This is a genomic window from Tardiphaga sp. 841_E9_N1_2 (genome assembly GCF_051811065.1).
Taxonomy (GTDB): Bacteria; Pseudomonadota; Alphaproteobacteria; order Rhizobiales; family Xanthobacteraceae; genus Tardiphaga; species Tardiphaga robiniae.
Genome location: NZ_JBPWQC010000001.1, coordinates 4,358,847 through 4,377,504, shown reverse-complemented (window position 1 = coordinate 4,377,504; position 18,658 = coordinate 4,358,847). Strand labels below are relative to the sequence as shown.

Here is an 18,658-nt window from a genome sequence, read left to right as displayed (position 1 = left end):
AGCATGGTTTCGCGGTGCAAGAAACTGCAAGGGCTTGCATGCCAGCAATTTCGTCGTGAAGGCCTGATTTACAACGGCAATTCCGGCTCGCGGCGGGCGTTGCGGCGGGCCGTGGTCTGCGACGGCGAGGAGGCCGAGCGGGCAAAACTCCAGCGGATGCTGGAGGTCTGCTGCGCGTTCTGGTGGATCACGATCTGGGCGGTTCGGCGCGGTCCGTCATTGCCCGCCAGGAACACGCTGTCCTCCAGCTCGACCTTGTCGTCCAGCGCCTCGAAGGTCCAGACGTCGCGGTTCGGCAATACCAGCATGACGCCGCGGGCGTCGCTGAGCCGGCTGGCCTTTACCGACGGGTGCAGATGGAAGCGCAAGGCGTAGTCGGTATTACTGCCTTTCAGCCGCGCGCCGGGCGCCGCCGCGACGATGTCCTCGCCCTCGAGTTTCGAACCGTCCTCGGAGATCATCAGCACGCGCCGATGCGTGAGACCGAAGCGTGGGTGATAGCCGTCATGCGCGGTGGTCAGGATGGTGCCGTTCGAGGTGATCTCGCGATAGCTCTCCACCACATGCGGGCCGTTGACGATCGGTGCGCCCTGCAGAAACTTCTTCATCGCGCTGCGTTCGACGAACTGGCACGACGAGGTGTTGTGATAGGTCATCGTCGAATGCGCGGGCGTGCCGCGCGCGAAAGCGCGCCAGTTGTCGCGCCCGGTCGACGGCATGCCGCAATTGATGACGATGCGGCTCGGGCCGGACGACAGTTCGAACGACAACGTGCCGGCATGCGCGTCATGACTGACGCTCGGAGGCGGCGGCGGGCCGGTATCGATGATCACGGTCATCTGGCCGGCTTCGAGACGCTGGAAGCCGGTATGCGGCATATGCGCCATCGGCACGCCATGCGTGTCGTCATAGGCCAGCAGCGTTGCCAGCAGATGCGATGGCGCATTGCTCATACCGTTGAACAGTGCGAACGAGCCGTCGCCATGACGGAAGAATCGCAGCATTGGCATCATGCGGTCGATGGCATTCAGTAGCGCCGGCGGTGGCGCGATGTTGCGGGCGGCAAAAGTCTGCCGCAGCGGCAGCAGATCGATCAGCAATTCGATCAACGCGCCCGGATTGCGCGAGATATGTCCGCCATCGGGCAGGATCTGGCGCTGCAATTCGTCGGAGAGTTTGCGTGTGGCGGTACGGATGTGGCGCGCCTGATTGGCGAGACATAGCGAGGCGTAGCACAGCGCGATCAGTACCTGCAGCTTCGGCACGCCGTCGGGAGCGTGAGACAGCGCGTAGCGTAGCGAGCGAATCTCGCGGCTGAGCGAGCGCAGATAGCGGCGATAGAATTTGCCGTCGGTATCGCCGAGTACCAGCGGCGCCTGCGATAGCAGCGAGATCACACGGCGGGCGATGACGTCGGCGCGGCGTCCGACCGGGCGCTTGCGCGACGTATTCGACATCCAGTCGTCGATCAGCGAGCGCGCATTGGCGCGGGTGATGGCGGTGTCGGCGGCGCGCAGATGGCGGAGCCAGCCAAAGCCGAGCAGCGAGACTTCCCAGTCCTCCGATGGCGGTTCCAGATCGAAGATCGAGCGACCGTGGCAGGTGACGATCTTGCCGGCGAAAACGAAGCGCCCGGCATAGATTTCGGCGGCGCGGGTGGCATCGGTGGTGCGCAGATCATGCGGCGCGATGATCAGGCGATCAGTGCGTCCAGGCCACAGCCGGGCCAGCGCCGCCGATCCGCCGGACGCGCGCGACATCGCGCTCCGCGCGAAGCGGCCGAGGATCAGCCCCGAGATACGTCTGCGATGTGCGACCACGCGCGCCTTGAACTGGAAGAGAAAGGGTTGTTGCGAATCCTTTTAGCCGGAAACGCGATCCGCACACAGTACAAGGAAGCTCCCTGTGGAAGCCTCGCGAATCGGGAGATTACTCTGTGAATATCAGGATTTAATGAGTCGCGCCGCATAGAAGCCGTCGAGCCCGCCGAGCCGAGGATCGGCATGGGGCAGATGGCTCGGCAAAGTGCGCAGATCGCCCTCGGGGGTGACGATCTCGGCCAGGCCGGCAACTTCACTGGCGTCGGCGGGGGCGCGGCGCATGCTGGAATCCTTGGCCAGCAGGTCGGCGATGGCCTGTTCGCCTTCTTCGGGCTCCAGCGAACAGGTGCAATAGACCAGGGTTCCGCCGGGCTTCAGGATGGAAGCCGCCTTCTGCAGCAGGCGCCGCTGCAGCGCCGTCAGCATGACGATATCGGAGTCCTGTTTCAGCCAGGCGACGTCGGGATGCCGCCGGATCGTGCCGGTGGAGGAGCAGGGCGCATCCAGCAACACGCCGTCAAAACCCTCGCCGGGATATTCGGTGCCGTCGACGACGACGGTTTCGGCCTCGAGCGACAGACGCGCCAGATTTTCGCGCAATCGCGCGACGCGGTTTGGCGAGCGGTCTACGGCCGTCACCTGAGCGCCGCCGTGAACCAGTTGTGCTGTCTTGCCGCCCGGCGCGGCGCAGAGATCGACGATGCGCTTACCTTTGAGGTCGCCGAACAGCCGCGCCGGCAAGGCCGCCGCGGCGTCCTGCACCCACCACTGGCCGTCATCGAAGCCGGGCAGCATGGTCACCGAGCCCTGCAGCAAGGTTCGGACGGAACCGGTTGGAAGCACTTCGCCGTGCAGGCGCGTGGCCCAGGCATCGGCTTCGGATTTGACGGTGAGATCGAGCGACGGCTCATGGCTCAGCGCCACGGCCATTTCCTTGGCGGCCGTCCCGCCGTAATGGGCCGTCCAGCGCGCCATCAGCCAGGGCGGGATGTCGAGAGTCTGGGCGGCAACTTCGTCGATCAGCGGCTGGCCTTCACGGGCGCAGCGTCGCAACACGGCATTGACCAGTCCGGCATATTTCGCGGCGCGGCGGTCGGATTGCACCATGCGGACCGAGAGGTCGACGGCGGCGTGATCCGGCACATCCATCCAGAGGATCTGGGCAGCACCAATCAGGAGCGCGCTCTGCGCACGCGGGGCATCGGTGGGGACACCGCGGTCGAGCAGGCGGGAGAGAATATGCCCGAGCGTACCGAGCCGGCGTAGGATCGTCGCAACCAGACGTCGCATCAGCGCGCGGTCGCGGTCGGATAGCGTTTTCAGGCCGGGATGGGCCGCGGCGCCTTCGAGCTGGTCGTCGAGGGTCCGATGCTTGTGCAATACGCCGTCGAGAATATCCGCCGCAATCCGTCGCGCGGCGAGGCCGGGGACCTCGGTTGGCGGTGCGTATCTTACTTGCGACATGCGAAAACATCACGACGGAGGGCGGGCAATGGCGCGGGCAAGCTCAGCATGCGGCCACTGGATGGGAGCGATTCTGTCGCATGCGAATATGCCAAATGTAAGAATCGCCCTTATATGCTCACAGTCGAACGGCAACTGTTCGACATTGATTTATGTAACGCGTGCCGCCCTTGCCGGTTCAGCAGGAAACCTGAGATGAACGACATTCCTTCCGAGTCCGCAACGTCTTTGCCGGAGCCTGAGCCGGCACCGAAGAAAGTTTTGACGCCCGCCGCGCAGCGCGCGCTGGCCGAGGCAGAAGAACGTCGGGCTGCAGCTGCAGCAGCACATACTGCGGCGAAAGCGAAAGAGTTCCAGGGACCTGAAGGCCCGGAGCCCACGCGCTTTGGCGACTGGGAGCGTAAGGGCATTGCGTCCGACTTCTAACTCTTCGGATCACTGAGCCAGATTCTTCTGGCTGGTTGTTTCGACTCACATTATCGCAGGACGATGACCCCAGCATCGCGCATTCACCGTGCGTCGCCGTGGCGATCCCGCATGTCCGCGGCGATGCCGTGGGTATTCGTGCTTGGCCTGGCCGCCGGCACCATGCTGCCGGTAAAGCGTTGGCTGCCGTTCCTGCCCGGCGCGGATCAGACCGAGGCCGCCCGCGATTCCGAGGCGATCGTCAGGCGCGCCGGCAATGCTGAGGCGCGCTACCCGATCGAGATGCGCTATGCCATCGACGGCGATACTTTTGGCGCGCGCGTGCATCTTGGGTCGGGTGAAGACGTCAGCGTGCGCATTCGTTTGCGTGGCATCGATGCGCCAGAGCTGAAGGGGCAATGCGCGCGCGAGATTCAGAAAGCAGAAATCGCGACGGCTACACTGATCAAGTTGCTCCGCGAGGGAAGTCTCACGATCTACAATATCGGGCCTGACAAATATCCCGGCCGCGTGGTCGCCGATGTCGCGACCAGGCAAACGCCCAACGTGTCTGCAGCAATGCTCAACGCAGGGCACGCGCGCGCGTATGGCGGCGGCCATCGCAACGGCTGGTGCGATAACCGCTGAGATCAGCAAAACAAAAAGCCGCGCATCATGCGCGGCTTTTCAGAATAGCGAAGCTGCCAGCGATCAGCGCTGGGTGACGATCACCGGCGTGCCGACCGAGACGCGTGAATAGAGGTCGGTGATGTCTTCGTTGTACATGCGGACGCAACCGTAAGAGACATAGCCGCCGATCGAATTGGGGCGGTTGGTGCCGTGGATGGCATATTCGCCGCCGGCGAGGGTCATCGCAGCAACGCCCATCGGATTAGCTGGCGAACCGCCCGCAATCACATCGGGGATATTCGGATTGTCACGCTTGACGTCGGCTGGCGGAGCCCAGGCCGGCTGGCGGTACTTGCCGTCGATCTTGGTGGCGCCGGCCCACTGTTTGCCGGGCTTGCCGACACCGACGGGATAGCGCACGGCCTGACCCTGTTCGAGCACGAGATACAGCTTACGCTCATTGGTCTTCACGACGATGGTGCCGGGGGCATAGTCGCCGTGGAAGCCGACCACATTGGGCGCTGCCTGCGCGGTGGGGGACATCAGGGCGCCAACGACAACGGTGGCTGCCAGCGCACTAGCAATCTTAAAGGACATCGATCTCTCCAGTTCGGCCCGGCCGGTAGCGGCCGACGAGGTCGTGCCGCCTCTCAAGGCGACGAAAACAATTGCACACGGGAAATTCTCAACCAGTCGCGTAAACAACCGGTCTCTGCCAGCGCGGGGGAGTGCGCCAACGAGCGCCTAAAGAGGAAATCCGCTGAACAAAGTAAATGCCCGGAAAACAACACTCGCTCTAAATTGGCCGGGGGTGGCCATCCGGCCCTGACAATCGCGTGAGGCCAGCCAGATGCAATGCGTTGGAGGTCACTAGGCCAGCGTAAAGGCCTCATGGACGGCGGATTGTACCGCGCCGCCGAGGACAGCGCCGCCACCGGCCACATAGATCCAGTCACCAATAACTGTGGCGCCGACCGCATGGCGCGGGGTCAGCATCGGCGCGTGGCTCTGCCAGGTGTCGGAGGCCGGATCGTAGCTTTCCATCTGTCCGTACACCTTGCCCTGGGTGAGCTGGCCGTTCTGCACCACGCCGGATTCTCCGCCCATGGCAAACAGCCGGTCGCGATACACCACAAGGCCATGGCCCGAACGGGTCGTCGGCAGTGCGGCGCGCAGCTCCCATGTGTCGCGCTCGGGCAGATACACATGGTGCAGATCGGTATTGTACTCGAACGTATTGAAACGCCCGCCGATCACATGGATCACGCCGCGCGTGGCGACGCAGCCGACATGGTCGCGCGCACCGGGCAGTGCCTTGCGGGTCTCCCATTTGTCGGTCTTGGGATCATAGACTTCGTGCCAACTGACACTGGCGCGCTCAACCGCCGGTTCCGACGCGCCGCCGATCAGATGGATCTTGCCGTTCAGCGCAACGGCAGCGCCGGCACCGCGTGGTCGCGGCAAGGGCGCGATCGCATCCCAGCGATTGGCAGCGACATCATAGGTATAGGCGTTCTGGTCCGAGCCGCGGTTCTGCTGCATGAAGCCGCCAAGCGCATAGACCCGTCCGGCATCGGCGGCGACCGAGACGTGATTGGCCCCGCGCGGCAGCGGCGCGGCGTCGAGCCACTGATCTGACGCGGGGTCGTACACATGGTGATAGGGGCGGTCGACACGGCCTTCGCCGTAGCCGCCGACGATATGCATGCGATCGGCCCATGATGTCGCCCAGGCCATCTCGCTTCGCGGCAATGGCAGCGCAGCGCGCGATATCCACTTTCCTTGCAGCCCTTTCGGCGCCGGACTCTCCGTGACGCGCTGCGCTTCCTGCTCGGGCGTCATGTGATGCGGTACGCCGCCTTGCAATTTGGCGTAGGGCTCTTTCGACGATGGTGCCGCAGGCAATGCGGGATGACCGGCATGTTGCGCACGGGCGGAGGCTCCGCCCGCAACAACTGCAGCACTTCCCAACACGAATGACCGACGATCCACCACATCACTCCGTGTTTGCCGACAGATTGGGCGAGCGGTTACGCCCCCGGCTTCTTGTTCTGCCGGTGCTCGACGAGGTCGGTGACCACGGCGGGATCGGCCAGTGTCGATGTATCACCCAGAGATGACGGTTCGTCTTCGGCGATCTTGCGCAGGATGCGACGCATGATCTTGCCGGAACGGGTCTTTGGTAGACCCGGTGCGAACTGGATCAGGTCCGGCGAGGCGATCGGGCCGATGTCCTTGCGAACCCAGGCCACGAGCTCCTTGCGCAGCTCTTCAGTCGGCTCGACGCCGTTCATCAGCGTGACGTAAGCGTAGATGCCCTGGCCCTTGATGTCGTGCGGATAGCCGACCACGGCGGCTTCCGACACTTTCTCATGTGCGACCAGCGACGATTCCACTTCCGCGGTGCCCATGCGGTGGCCGGAGACATTGATGACGTCGTCGACGCGGCCGGTGATCCAGTAATAACCGTCGGCATCGCGGCGGCAGCCGTCGCCGGTGAAGTACTTGTTCTTGTAGGTCGAGAAATAGGTCTGTTCGAAACGGGCGTGATCGCCATAGACCGTCCGCATCTGGCCAGGCCATGACTTGGCGATGCAGAGATTGCCCGAGGTCTCGCCGTCGAGCACCTTGCCGTCGGCATCGACGATCTCGGGCACGACACCAAAGAACGGCCGCGTCGCCGAGCCGGGCTTGAGTTTCGTCGCGCCGGGCAGCGGCGTGATGAGAATGCCGCCGGTCTCGGTCTGCCACCAGGTATCGACGATCGGCGCACGCGCCTCGCCGACGACGTGATAGTACCACTCCCAGGCTTCCGGATTGATCGGCTCGCCGACCGATCCCAGCAATCGCAGGCTCTTGCGCGAGGTTTTCTTCACCGGCTCGTCGCCGGCCTGCATCAGCGCGCGGATCGCGGTTGGCGCGGTGTAGAAGATGTTGACCTGATGCTTGTCGATGACTTCCCAGAAGCGCGACATCGACGGATAGTTCGGCACGCCTTCGAACATCAGCGTGGTCGCGCCGTTGGCCAGCGGCCCATAGAGAATGTAGCTGTGACCGGTCACCCAGCCGACGTCGGCGGTGCACCAGTAGACATCACCCTCGTGATAGTCGAACACATATTGATGCGTCATCGAGGCGAACAGCAGATAGCCGCCAGTGGTGTGCAGCACGCCCTTGGGCTGGCCGGTGGAGCCCGACGTGTAGAGGATGAACAGCGGATCTTCCGCATTCATCGGCTCGCAGGGGCATTCGGTGGTCACGACTTCGGCGGCCTCGCGATACCAGAAGTCACGGGCGGGATCCATATTCACCGGCGTGCCGGTGTGCTTGACCACGACGACCCAGTCGACGCCGCCGGCTTTCGCGACGGCCGCATCGACATTGTTCTTTAGCGGCACTTTCTTGCCGCCGCGCAGGCCTTCATCGGCGGTGATGATGATCTTAGACTGGCAGTCAGTGATGCGCTGCGCCAGCGAGTCCGGCGAGAAGCCGGCGAAGACCACTGAATGGACCGCGCCGATGCGCGCGCAGGCCAGCATCGCGTAAGCGGCTTCCGGAATCATCGGCAGATAAATCGTGACGCGGTCGCCTTTGCCGACATTGCGGTTGCGCAACACGTTGGCCATCTTGCAAACTTCGTCGTGCAGTTCCTGATAGCTGATGTGCTTCGACTGCGAGGGGTCGTCGCCTTCCCAGATGATCGCGGTCTGGTTGGCGCGCTTCGGTAGATGGCGGTCGATGCAATTATAGGCGGCGTTCAATACGCCATCCTCGAACCACTTGATCGAGATCTTGCCTGGGGCAAAGGACGTGTTCTCGATCTTGGTGGGGGCGTGGGTCCAGTTGAGGCGCTTGGCCTGCTCGGCCCAGAAGCCGTTGGAATCGCTGATCGAGCGCGCATACATCTCATTGTATTTCGCGTCATCGACGAAGGCGCGCGTCGTCCACTCAGCCGGTACGTCGTAAATTTTGTCGGACATCGTCCCCTCCACCACCGTGCGACCGCTGCGCGAATTCGCCGCCAGCCGGTTCTCGTTGCGCGCAATATGCGCCGGGGCGAGATAGCCGGACAAGCGGGGACGGACTAGGCCTTTGGTCGGTCCGCAAGGTCGCAGCCCCGATCACGTTCGCGTTTTGACGGCTCGGAAACTTCATCATAAAGCCAATTCGGGCGCTAAACGGTAACCAGTAACCGAAATTGCGTACCTGTGGACTCGCAATAGTTGCGGGAAGCCCCTAAATCGCCCTCGCAGGGACGGCCAAGAGGCCCGGAACCAAAAATCAATAAACGGCATTAGCAGAGACACAGGGCCGACGAGGCAGATAACACTATGATGGAACAGCAGAATTTCGCGCCTTCCCGGGCCGTTTCCGCCCGTTCCGTCGCGCGGCCAGCCCGTATGGCCAAGCCAAGCCCCGCGAGCGTGGAGGTTTTGGCCCGTGAAATGGGTCTGAAGCTTGGAGATCAGTCTGAGCTGACGATCCGCCGGCTCAAGCGCGGAAAATCCTATTCCTTCGTCAGGGCCAACGGCACCCCGATCAAGCATATCGGCACGATCAAGCGGCTGAACTCCATGGCGGTGCCCCCGGCCTATGCCGAGGTCCGCTATGCCGCTGATCCTACGTCACATTTGCAGGCCGTAGGCCGCGACGCAGCCGGCCGCCTGCAATACCGCTATCACTCGGATTGGGAGAAGGTCCGCGAGCAGCGCAAGGCGCATCGGCTGGCGAAGCTGGTGGCGGCACTGCCGAAGATCCGCCGCAACGTCTCGGCGCTTCTGGCTGGCGACGAGCCGACGCGTGAGTTCGCGCTCGCCGCTGTCATCGAACTGGTCACGCGGACCGCGATCCGTGCCGGCAATGAGAGCTACATGAAGCTGTCGGGCACCCGCGGCGCTACTACGCTGATGAAGTCGAACGTGCAGCTCGAAGACGATTGCATCGTGCTCACCTTCAAGGCCAAGGGCGGCAAGGCAGTGCGCAAGGAGTCCAATGCGTCGAAGCTCGTCCGCGCGATTGGTATCCTGCACGACGTGCCGGGCAAACGCCTGTTCCAGTATCGCGACAATGCTGGCCGCATTCACAAGGTCAACACGGCAGCAGTGAACGCCTTCCTGCGCGATATCGCCGGTATCAAGATTTCACTGAAGGATTTCCGCACGTTGATGGCGTCGGCGACGGTGGCTGAAACCCTGTCACGGATAGAGCCGGCAGCCAGTGAGCGCGGGCGCAGGAAGCAGGTGCTCGAAGCCGTGCGGTCGGCGGCGGACGAATTGCAGAACACGGCGGCGATCTGCCGCAAGAGCTATGTGCACGACACCATCGTCACCGCCTTCGAGGACGGCGTCCTCGCGCGCATCGCCGCGACGCAAACGGGCTATCGCTCGCAATCGAAGCGCGAGCAGCTTCTGGCGCAGGTGGTGGCTGAGGCGGGGTAGTTAGGCCAGCGTCCACACCGCCGTGTTCTTGATCTCTGCATCTTCAAGATCGCGCGTCACGGGCACTCTGTATTCCGCGAGCTTGCGCAACTTGTCTTTCGGCAGATAGCTGCGGCCGGGGTCGCCGATCAGGACCGTTGCACCGCACGCCGCTTGCTCTGAAAGAAATGCAAAGGCGCGCTCTGCGGTGTCGCGTTCATAGAAAATATCGCCTGCCAGAATCGTTTGTGCGGTCGGGACAGATGAGCCGCCGAGCAGATCGTCACCGCGAGCATTGATCGTAACGCCATTTTCAGCCGCGTTCAGTGCGATGGCCGTGCGTGCAAAGGCGTCGATGTCATAGGCGAAGACGCTGCTTGCCCCGGCTTTCATCGCGGCGATAGCCACCAGCCCCGATCCTGTTGCGAAATCGATGATGGTCTTTTCAGCAACATGCCCGGGATGATCGATAACAAAGCGCGCCAGTGCCTGTCCGCCGGCCCAGGCGAAGGCCCAGAACGGTGGCGGCAGTCCGGCTTCGCCGAGTTCTTCCTCAGTCTTGCTCCACAGCGGTACGGCCTCGTCGGCTGTGTGCAGCACAATGTTCGGCACCAGTGGCACCGGTCGCAGGCGCGTATTGGCGCGGATGAAAGCTACGGGATCAGTGATTGCAAGATTAGCCGCGCCGTCGGCGCTCACAATCCGCCCATTTTGCAGACGAGCTTCCACTCCTCCGCGGTCACCGGCTGCACCGAGAGCCGCGACAGTTTCAGCAGCGCCATCTCGGCGAGTTTCTTCTCGGCCTTCACGGCAACGAGCGTCACCGGTGTCTTCAAAGGCTTGTCGGCGGCGATATCGACGCAGACGAACTTGCCGGATTCATCGGTCGGATCGGGATAGTGCTCTTTCACGATCTCGACGATTCCAACGACTTCCTTGCCTTCGTTGGAATGGTAGAAGAAGGCGCGGTCGCCTTTCTTCATGGCCATCATGTTGAGCTTGGCGCTATGGTTGCGCACGCCGGTCCAGGCTTCGCCCTTTTTGCCCTTCGCGACCTGCTGGTCCCACGACCACACCGAAGGCTCCGATTTCACCAGCCAGTATTTCATCACGTCTCTAACCTTCTGCCTTGAACGGCCGCGTCAGCAGGCCATCGATTGCCTGATCGATGGTTGCCTGTCCGGCCAGAATTGCCGCGACCGCATTTGCGACCGGCATGTCGACGCCCTTCGATGCGGCAAGCTCGATCAGCACAGGTGCGGTGAATTCGCCTTCGGCAAGTTTGTCGCGCGCAGGCTGTTCGCCGCGGCCCAATGCAACGCCGAGCGAAAAATTGCGCGACTGCGCGCTCGAACAACTCAGGATCAGATCGCCAAGACCTGATAATCCCGATAGCGTCTCGGCTCGTGCGCCGCAAGCGAGACCAAGCCGCAGCAGTTCACTGAAGCCCCGTGTTGTCAGCGCCGCAAGCGCGGAGGCGCCGAGCTGTTTGCCCGCGACAATGCCGGCAGCAATAGCCAATACGTTCTTCGCCGCGCCGCCGATCTCGACGCCGCGCACATCGGTGGAGTGATAGGGACGGAACGTCGCCGAACCCAAGGCCTGCACGAGTGCGACAGCGACATCCTCGTCGGCGCAAGCGAGCGTCACGGCCGTGGGCAAGCCAGCCGCGACATCGTCAGCGAAATTCGGTCCCGACAGAATGGCAGGGATCGCCTGCGGTGCGACGTCGGCGATGACTTCCGTCATGAATTTGTGGCTGCCGCGCTCGATGCCCTTCGCGCAGGCGACCACCGGAACGCCTGCCGGCAATAGCGGCGCGAACGCCGTCAATGCCTCGCGCAACTGTTGCGACGGGACGGCGAGCAGAATGATATCGGCGCGCGCTGCCAGCGAAAGATCGGCGGTGACGAAGACAGAGTCATCGATGGCAGCGCCGGGCAGTCGCGGATTGGCGCGCGACGACTGCATCAGTTCGGCGGCTGCAGTCGAGCGTGCATAAAGCACGGTTTCGCGGCCGGCGCGCGCCGCGACATCGGCCAGCGCCGTGCCGTAAGCACCAGCGCCAATCACCGCCACTGAATTGAAGTCGGCCATAGTGATCTCTTCAGTAAGCCGCGCGGGATTTGGAATGGCCCGCCGGCGCCTTGGCGTCAGCATCGAGCAGCCAGCGCGCGCGGGGCGGCGCTTCCATCGTGTCGGTGAGTCCCAGCGCAAGGCGCTCTGCGCCGGCCCAGGCGATCATCGCGCCGTTGTCGGTGCATAGTGCCGGCGGCGGGATGATCAGCGTGGTCTGCGCTTTTGCGGCGACGGCCTGCAGCGCACCGCGGATCGCCTGGTTGGAGGCGACACCGCCGGCTGCGACCAGCGCATGCGGCGGGCCGAATTGGTCTTCGAACAGTTTGAGGCCGACGCTCAACCGATCCGCCGTCGATTCCAGCGCCGCCGCCTGGAAGCTGGCGCAGAGATCCGCGATGTCCTGCTCTTCCAGCGGGATCAGCCGACTGGCCTCGTTGCGCACGGCGGTCTTGAGACCTGACAGCGAAAAATTCGCATCGGGCCGGCCAAGCATCGGCCGCGGAAAGGCAAAGCGCTTGGGATCGCCACCGGCAGCGGCCCGCTCCACTTGCGGACCGCCGGGATAAGGCAGGCCGAGCATCTTGGCGACCTTGTCGAAGGCTTCGCCCATGGCGTCATCGACGGTGGTGCCAAGCCGGACATAGTGGCCGACGCCAAGCACTGCGACGATCTGGGTATGACCGCCGGACACGAGAAACAGGCAATACGGAAACGCCAAGGAAGTGGTCAGCCGCGGCGTCAGCGCATGGGCTTCGAGATGGTTCACGGCCACCAGCGGGGTGTCATGCACCATGGCTATGGCTTTTGCGGTGGTGAGACCAACAATGACGCCGCCAATCAGGCCGGGTCCGGCGGCTGCGGCCACGCCGCTTAGCTGCGCAAAATTGACGTCGGCGTCCTTCATGGCGCGGCCGACGATGCCGTCGAGCAGGTCGATATGGGCGCGCGCGGCGATCTCGGGCACCACGCCGCCATAGGGCGCGTGGTCGCCGATCTGCGAATGGACGATATTGGACAGGATCTTGCCGCTGCCGTCGGGCTGGCGTTCGATAACGGCGGCCGCGGTCTCATCGCAGGTCGTCTCGATTCCCAGCACCAGCATCGGTTGGTCGGTGGTCACTATCGGTCCTTGCTAAATCAGCCAAATCCGGGCTTTTCCTGTCCCCGGCGTAGCATTGCGGGGTTGCAAGGTGCAATCACTCGATGCCCTGCGTGGCATGCGAGACCCCCGAAACCGGACCTCAGATATGGCTATTCTCGTCACTCGCCCGCAGCCGGACACTACCAGCACCGCCGCCGCCTTGCGCGCGCGGGGCTTCGAGGTGCTGGCGGCGCCGATGCTGCGCTTCGAAAAGGTGATGCTGTCCATCGATTCGGATGCGGATTTCGGCGCGGTGATTGTGACGTCGTCCAATGCGCTGCGCGCACTCGCCGATCAGCCGGTGCAAGCAACCCTGCTTCACCTGCCGCTGTTCGCGGTCGGTGACCGGACCGCAGAGGCCGCGCGCGATCTCGGCTTTGCCAAGGTCGTGTCCGCCGAAGGTGATGCTGCGGCGCTGCGGGACCTATTGACGGAGAGCAGCAAGAGCAAGCTGCTGAACAAAACCCGCCCGCTCCTTTATCTGGCCGGCGCTGATCTTGCGCGGGATCTCGCTGGCGAACTCGGTGCGCGTGGTTTCACGGTGGTGACACAAACCACCTACCGGATGATGCCGGTGGCCGATCTGCCGGATGATGTTGCTGCGGCCTTCGTGGCCGGCAGAATCGAGGCTGTGCTGCATTATTCGCGGCGGAGCGCGCGGGCATTCTTCCAGGCGGTGGGCTTATCGGGCGTCGAGATCGCTGCCCTCGCAGTTCCACACTATTGCCTTTCAGCTGCGGTCGGTACGATTGCGCATGATGCCGGAGCCAGCCAGGTCGTGGTGGCGCAGACCCCGGACGAAAATGCCCTGTTCGCGGCACTGGACCGTGCCATCGCGCCATTATCGCGTTAAGACTGCTGTGACCAAATCCCGGTAGGGATCGGGCATGTCACGAGGGAACCGACGCCATGGCCGACGATAATGAGACGGGATCGTCTCCGGATGCCGGCCGGCCCAAGCGGCCGCCGCCAACCATCGAATTGACGGCCGCCGAGGTCACCGAGCGTCCGGCTGCAGCGGAGCCTGTAGTACCGGAAACAGCATCGGAGTCCGTCGATACCGCACCGTCGGACATGCCGCCGTCCGAGCCCGCCGCGGAGGCTGCGGTTGAAAAGCAGGCGCCCGTCTCGCCTGCGCGTGCACCTGTCCTGGTTCCCGCCGCCGTTGGCGCGGTTGCCGGTGCGCTTGTCGCCGGAATTGCATGGTTCGGCCTGAGCGGCATTGCATCGAGCGATAAGGCAGATGTCGATGCGCTGACCTCTCGCATTGCGCAGATCGAAGCGCGCCCGGTCGCTGCGCCGGATACGGGGCTGGCAACGCGGATCGATACGCTCGAGAAATCCATCGCGGGATTGCGCGGCGATCTCACTGCCGCGAAGACGCAATCGGATCGTGTCGTCGCCGACATCAATCAACTCAAATCCGCGCCGCGCACCGCGACTGGCGTGGTCGATCTCGGGCCGATCAACGAGCGGCTTGGGCAGATCGAACGTGCCGCCAGCGAGCTGAAGTCTTCGGCCGCGCAACAGAATGCCAAGCCCGTCGATGATGTCGCCTTGCGCCGTGTCGTTGCGGCGTCGTTGCTCGATACGTCGGTGCGTCAAGGTGAGCCCTTTGCGACGGCGCTTGCGGCGGTCAAACCGCTTGCCGGCAATGCCAATCAGCTGAAGCCGCTCGATGCGTTTGCAACGACGGGCGTACCAAACACAGTCGCGCTCAGCCGTGAACTGCTTGCAGTGTTACCGAAGCTCACACCCGCTCCGGCGGACACGCCTGCGGTAGGCGCAGGTTTCATGGATCGTCTGCAGGCCGGCGCGGCCAAGCTGGTGCGCATCGAGCGCACCGATGCTGTCGGCGCAGGTAGCAACAGCGGCGCTGTGTCACGCGCGTCTGCGGCTGCGCGCAGCAACGATATCGCCACGGCCAGGCGTGAGTTGCTGACGCTGTCGCCAGCGGATCGTGCCGTGGTTCAGCCCTGGCTCGATAGAGTCGATATGCGCGATGCAGCGCTGGCGGCTTCACGTCAATTCGCAGCCGACGCGATGGCGGCGCTTTCCAAACCGGCGCCATAGGAATCCGATGTTTCGCATTATTCTGTTTCTTGTGTTGATAGCACTTGCGGCCGCTGGCGCCGCCTGGGTCGCCGATCAGCCCGGCGATGTCGTGATATCCTGGGGCGTCTGGCGCGCTTCGCCTTCGGTGCCGGTGTTTGTGCTGGTGCTCGGCCTGACAATCGTCGCAGTGGTGTTCGCCTGGTCGCTCCTGCGTGGTTTGTGGGGCGCGCCGAAGCGAATGCGCCGTCGCCGACATGAAAAGCGTCAGGCGCGCGGGCGTCAGGCCATCACCCATGGTCTGCTGGCGATCGGGCAGGGCGATGGCCACGCCGCGCGGCGTCATGCCGATATCGCCAAACGTTTGACGACTGACGATCCGCTCGCTCTGTTGCTGCATGCCCAGTCCGCCCAGCTCGATGGCGATCGTGCCGGTGCGCATCGTGCGTTTCAGGCGATGGCTGAGCGTAGCGATACGCGGCTGCTGGGTCTGCGCGGTCTGTTCATCGAGGCGCAGCGCAGCGACGATCCCGTTGCCGCCGTGACGATTGCCGAAGAAGCGCTGAAATTATCGCCGGCATCGACATGGGCGTCGCAAGCCGTTCTTGGCTTCCGCTGCGCGCAGAGCGATTGGACCGGCGCGCTGAAAATCCTCGATAACAATTTTGCCTCTGGTCTGATCGATCGCGCGGCGTTTCGTCGGCAGCGCGGCGTGCTGCTCACCGCGCGTGCGCTGGAGCTTGAGACACAAGATCGCGATCTGTCCCACGACAGCGTGACCGAGGCGATCAAGCTTGCGCCAACTTTGGTGCCAGCCGCCGTTCTCGCCAGCCGATTCCAGAGCGAGGCGCATCAGACTCGTCGGGCGATGAAGATCATCGAGACGGCGTGGCTGGCGCAGCCGCATCCGGATCTCGCCGACGCCTATGCCCATGTGAAGCTCGGCGATTCCGCGCGGCAGCGGCTGGTGCGTGTCGAGACGCTGGCGTCCAAAGCGCCAGGCCATATCGAAGGCGCGCTGGCGATCGCCCGTGCGGCCATCGATGCCGCCGAATTCACGCGCGCCCGCGAAACACTGGCGCCGTTCACGACCGACTCCACCCAGCGCGTTGCGATGCTGATGGCGGAAATCGAACGTACCGAACATGGCGACAGCGGCCGCGCCCGCGCCTGGACATTGCGTGCCGTGCGCGCGTTGCATGATCCAGTCTGGACGGCGGACGGCTATGTGTCCGATCGCTGGCGGCCGGTATCGCCGGTCACCGGCCGAATTGATGCGTTCCAGTGGCAGACGCCGTTGGCCGCGCTGCCGTCGGACAGGGCCTCTACGATTGAGACCGAGATTTTGCGCGAGACCGTCCTGGCCCCGCCGCCGGCGGTGCCCAAACCCGTGGTGCCCGTACCGACCGAGGTCACACCCTCCGCGCCGGCTCAGGATCTGGCGGCGGAACCTGAAGTATCAGCACAGCCCGAACCGGTGGCCGATGCCGCGCCCGAGCCCGCCGAGGCGCCGCCGCTCCCGAAACCGGCCCCCGCGCCGCCACCGCTGTTCCGCGACCGCAGCGATATCGCCAGCGCCGTGAAGCCCGCGGTGGCCATTCCGGCCGTCATTCCTATCGTCAGGCCCCCGGACGATCCCGGCGTGGACGAGGCGGACGATTATCGCGATGAATTCGCTGAACTGAATGCTGGCCAGCAACAGGGCGGTTGGCGCGGGTTTCTACGGCGCTGGGGCGGATAACAGCCCCGATTCAGGCCCAAATAGCCGGTTTCAGTGGGTGGTTCGTTGCGCTTTTCGGTCGCGAGATTCGCCGCCGCTTCTTGCAAAGCAACGCCCCGGGCGATATCAGATGCCCCAGCGTTTTCGGCCGTAAAGCCGAATCGCCGCTTGGTTCGCCGCAATAGCTCAGTTGGTAGAGCACGTCATTCGTAATGACGGGGTCACAGGTTCGAGTCCTGTTTGCGGCACCATTTGCGCTCCGGCGCTATCCGTTTCTGTCGCAACAGTCAGTCGCAGCCTTGGCGCGTCAGGCGGCCGTGGCCGGCATTTCCAGGTCGGCCCAGATCTTGGCGAAATAGGCCTGGAAGGCAGCATCGGTGCGCAGCGCCACGGGATCGCGGCCTGCCTTGGGCAAATCGATGACATGAAGCGCCCGCACGGTCGCCGGACGTGCGCTGAGTACCAGAACGCGGTCGGCCATGGCGATGGCTTCGCCGATGTCATGGGTGACCAGAATGGCACTCTTGCCGTTTTCGGCGATGATGCGTGACACGTCGGCCTGTAGCAGCAGCCGGGTCTGGAAATCCAGCGCCGAGAACGGCTCATCCAGCAGGATCACCTGCGGATCGAATGCCAGCGTGCGCATGATGGCTACGCGCTGGCGCATGCCGCCTGACAAGGTTGCGGGCTTGGCGTTCTCGAAACCGGCCAGGCCGTAGGCACGGATCAATTTCATGGCGATGTCGCGCGAGGTCTGTCGCGGCGCGCCGCGCACTTCCAAACCGAGCATCACATTGTCGATGACGGAACGCCACGGCAGGAGCAGATCCTTCTGAAGCATGTAGCCGACGTGCCCTGCGGCGTCATCGACGCGGATGCCTGCGACCTCGACATGGCCGCGCGTCGGTTTCAGCAAACCGGCGATGACATTGAACAATGTGGACTTGCCACAGCCGGACGGGCCGACGATGGCCAGGGTTTCGCCTTGTCGCAGTTCAAAGCTGACGTCGCGGATGGCTTCGACATATTGCTTGCCGCTTCCAAACGATGCGCCGACCTGTTCCGCCCTGAGCACCGTAGATATAGTTGACGACGACGAGGCGATTGGTGTCATGGCGTTCATGCGTCCACCTCGCTGCAGAAGCCGAGCAGCATGTTATTGAAAACATCGGGTATCACGGCGGTGAAGGCATGGGCGCCCCATTCCACTTCGTGAACGCGCGCGCCGGGAATGGCGGCAGCCAGTTGTTGCGAGAGATAGGCCGGCACCAGGCTGTCGTCCCGCGATGAGGCCAGCAGTGTCGGCGTTGCAATGGTCGCGAGAGCGTCGCCGGGGTCGAAGGCGAGAAACATGTCGATCCGTGCGTTCATCGTCGCCGCTGTCGGGAAGTGTGCGAGGATGCGCTCTTCTTCCGCGTCAAGCTGCGCGGCATTGTCGGAAATCCATCGTGGTGGATAGAGAAACAGCGGCTGCGCCCGCACATAGGCTTTCGGCCCCGATTGATTCAGGATCTGCTTACGAACTTCAAAGCAACGCCGCAGGAACGGATCGGCGCGACCCCAGCCATTCACCACCACCAGACTGCGCAAGCGTGCGGGATGACGCAGGGCAAGTTCAATTCCGACGATGCCGCCGATGGCATGGCCCACCACATGTGCATTGCTGACACCGGCATGGTCGAGCACATGCGCGATGTCGTCGGCCATGCCCGAGATTGATCGTGGCGGCGCGGTGTTATCAGCGCTGCGGCCGGTGCCAACGTGGTCGTAGAGGATGACCTGGTGGCGCTGCGCGAGTGCTGCGACCTGCGGCGCCCAGAACGATCCGCTGCCGCCCATGCCGGCCGACATGAGGATCGCCGTTCCGTGTCCATGAGTTTCGTAATAGATGTCGGCGTCACCGCCGCTTGCATAGGGCATGGCTGGTCTT

Annotated in this window: 17 protein-coding genes and 1 tRNA gene; 7 read left to right on the top strand and 11 right to left on the bottom strand. The window is 63.7% G+C overall.

The genetic code is table 11. The features are described 5' to 3' along the window. Positions 1–68: 68 nt before the first annotated feature. On the bottom strand, positions 69–1,760 hold the full coding sequence (locus AB8A50_RS21020; RefSeq protein WP_439080013.1) for a heparinase II/III family protein: 1,692 nt from the start codon (positions 1,758–1,760) through the stop codon (positions 69–71). 183 nt (positions 1,761–1,943) lie between these two features. Next, positions 1,944–3,284, bottom strand: coding sequence for an RsmB/NOP family class I SAM-dependent RNA methyltransferase (locus AB8A50_RS21015; protein WP_439078799.1), 1,341 nt, complete (start codon positions 3,282–3,284; stop codon positions 1,944–1,946). 195 nt (positions 3,285–3,479) lie between these two features. On the opposite strand from AB8A50_RS21015, the gene AB8A50_RS21010 reads away from it, so the two are divergent. Further along, positions 3,480–3,710 (top strand): DUF1674 domain-containing protein, encoded by a 231-nt coding sequence (locus AB8A50_RS21010; protein ID WP_115033144.1) that lies wholly within the window; start codon positions 3,480–3,482, stop codon positions 3,708–3,710. A gap of 111 nt (positions 3,711–3,821) precedes the next feature. Beyond that, positions 3,822–4,337 carry a thermonuclease family protein gene (locus tag AB8A50_RS21005; RefSeq protein WP_439078798.1) on the top strand — a complete coding sequence of 172 codons (516 nt, stop codon included), beginning with the start codon at positions 3,822–3,824 and terminating at the stop codon, positions 4,335–4,337. Positions 4,338–4,400: 63 nt separating this feature from the next. On the opposite strand, the gene AB8A50_RS21000 is transcribed toward AB8A50_RS21005, so the two are convergent. The 3 genes from AB8A50_RS21000 to acs form a co-directional block, all read right to left on the bottom strand. Then, positions 4,401–4,916: a L,D-transpeptidase gene (locus tag AB8A50_RS21000; protein WP_089263194.1), complete on the bottom strand. Its 516-nt coding sequence runs from the start codon at positions 4,914–4,916 to the stop codon at positions 4,401–4,403. Positions 4,917–5,189: 273 nt separating this feature from the next. Continuing rightward, positions 5,190–6,311 (bottom strand): Kelch repeat-containing protein, encoded by a 1,122-nt coding sequence (locus tag AB8A50_RS20995; protein ID WP_439078797.1) that lies wholly within the window; start codon positions 6,309–6,311, stop codon positions 5,190–5,192. A 38-nt stretch (positions 6,312–6,349) separates the two neighbouring features. Beyond that, positions 6,350–8,299 (bottom strand): acetate--CoA ligase, encoded by a 1,950-nt coding sequence (gene acs / locus AB8A50_RS20990; RefSeq protein WP_439078796.1) that lies wholly within the window; start codon positions 8,297–8,299, stop codon positions 6,350–6,352. 351 nt (positions 8,300–8,650) lie between these two features. On the opposite strand from acs, the gene AB8A50_RS20985 reads away from it, so the two are divergent. After that, positions 8,651–9,757 (top strand): DNA topoisomerase IB, encoded by a 1,107-nt coding sequence (locus tag AB8A50_RS20985; RefSeq protein WP_089263196.1) that lies wholly within the window; start codon positions 8,651–8,653, stop codon positions 9,755–9,757. Here the strand turns inward: AB8A50_RS20985 and AB8A50_RS20980 are convergent, their stop codons facing one another. From AB8A50_RS20980 to tsaD, 4 genes are read right to left on the bottom strand one after another with little or no spacing between them, the layout of a single operon-like run. After that, positions 9,758–10,435 carry a class I SAM-dependent methyltransferase gene (locus AB8A50_RS20980; RefSeq protein WP_439078795.1) on the bottom strand — a complete coding sequence of 226 codons (678 nt, stop codon included), beginning with the start codon at positions 10,433–10,435 and terminating at the stop codon, positions 9,758–9,760. Next, the gene (locus tag AB8A50_RS20975) at positions 10,432–10,845 is read right to left on the bottom strand and encodes an EVE domain-containing protein (protein WP_068730189.1); all 414 of its coding nucleotides are present in this window, start codon (positions 10,843–10,845) and stop codon (positions 10,432–10,434) included. The genes AB8A50_RS20980 and AB8A50_RS20975 overlap by 4 nt, the downstream gene beginning before the upstream one ends. A gap of 7 nt (positions 10,846–10,852) precedes the next feature. Further along, positions 10,853–11,833, bottom strand: coding sequence for an NAD(P)H-dependent glycerol-3-phosphate dehydrogenase (locus tag AB8A50_RS20970; RefSeq protein ID WP_439078794.1), 981 nt, complete (start codon positions 11,831–11,833; stop codon positions 10,853–10,855). A gap of 10 nt (positions 11,834–11,843) precedes the next feature. Beyond that, entirely contained in the window at positions 11,844–12,917 is a 1,074-nt protein-coding gene (tsaD, locus tag AB8A50_RS20965) for a tRNA (adenosine(37)-N6)-threonylcarbamoyltransferase complex transferase subunit TsaD (protein ID WP_439080012.1), read from the bottom strand. Positions 12,918–13,062: 145 nt separating this feature from the next. Between tsaD and AB8A50_RS20960 the strand changes: the two genes are divergently transcribed. The 4 genes from AB8A50_RS20960 (at position 13,063) to AB8A50_RS20945 (ending at position 16,979) form a co-directional block, all read left to right on the top strand. After that, positions 13,063–13,809, top strand: a complete 747-nt coding sequence (locus AB8A50_RS20960) for a uroporphyrinogen-III synthase (RefSeq protein WP_309941658.1) — start codon at positions 13,063–13,065, stop codon at positions 13,807–13,809. 56 nt (positions 13,810–13,865) lie between these two features. After that, positions 13,866–15,029 carry a COG4223 family protein gene (locus tag AB8A50_RS20955; protein ID WP_439078793.1) on the top strand — a complete coding sequence of 388 codons (1,164 nt, stop codon included), beginning with the start codon at positions 13,866–13,868 and terminating at the stop codon, positions 15,027–15,029. A gap of 7 nt (positions 15,030–15,036) precedes the next feature. Further along, complete coding sequence (locus tag AB8A50_RS20950) at positions 15,037–16,749, top strand: heme biosynthesis protein HemY (RefSeq protein WP_439078792.1); 1,713 nt, start codon at positions 15,037–15,039, stop codon at positions 16,747–16,749. 154 nt (positions 16,750–16,903) lie between these two features. After that, a tRNA-Thr gene (locus AB8A50_RS20945) sits at positions 16,904–16,979 on the top strand. 56 nt (positions 16,980–17,035) lie between these two features. Here AB8A50_RS20945 and AB8A50_RS20940 read toward each other — a convergent pair. Further along, a complete protein-coding gene (locus AB8A50_RS20940; RefSeq protein WP_439078791.1) occupies positions 17,036–17,851 on the bottom strand; it encodes an ABC transporter ATP-binding protein in 816 nt (271 codons plus the stop codon). Beyond that, positions 17,848–18,648: a pyrimidine utilization protein D gene (gene rutD / locus AB8A50_RS20935; RefSeq protein WP_439078790.1), complete on the bottom strand. Its 801-nt coding sequence runs from the start codon at positions 18,646–18,648 to the stop codon at positions 17,848–17,850. The genes AB8A50_RS20940 and rutD overlap by 4 nt, the downstream gene beginning before the upstream one ends. Between the last annotated feature and the right edge of the window lie 10 nt (positions 18,649–18,658).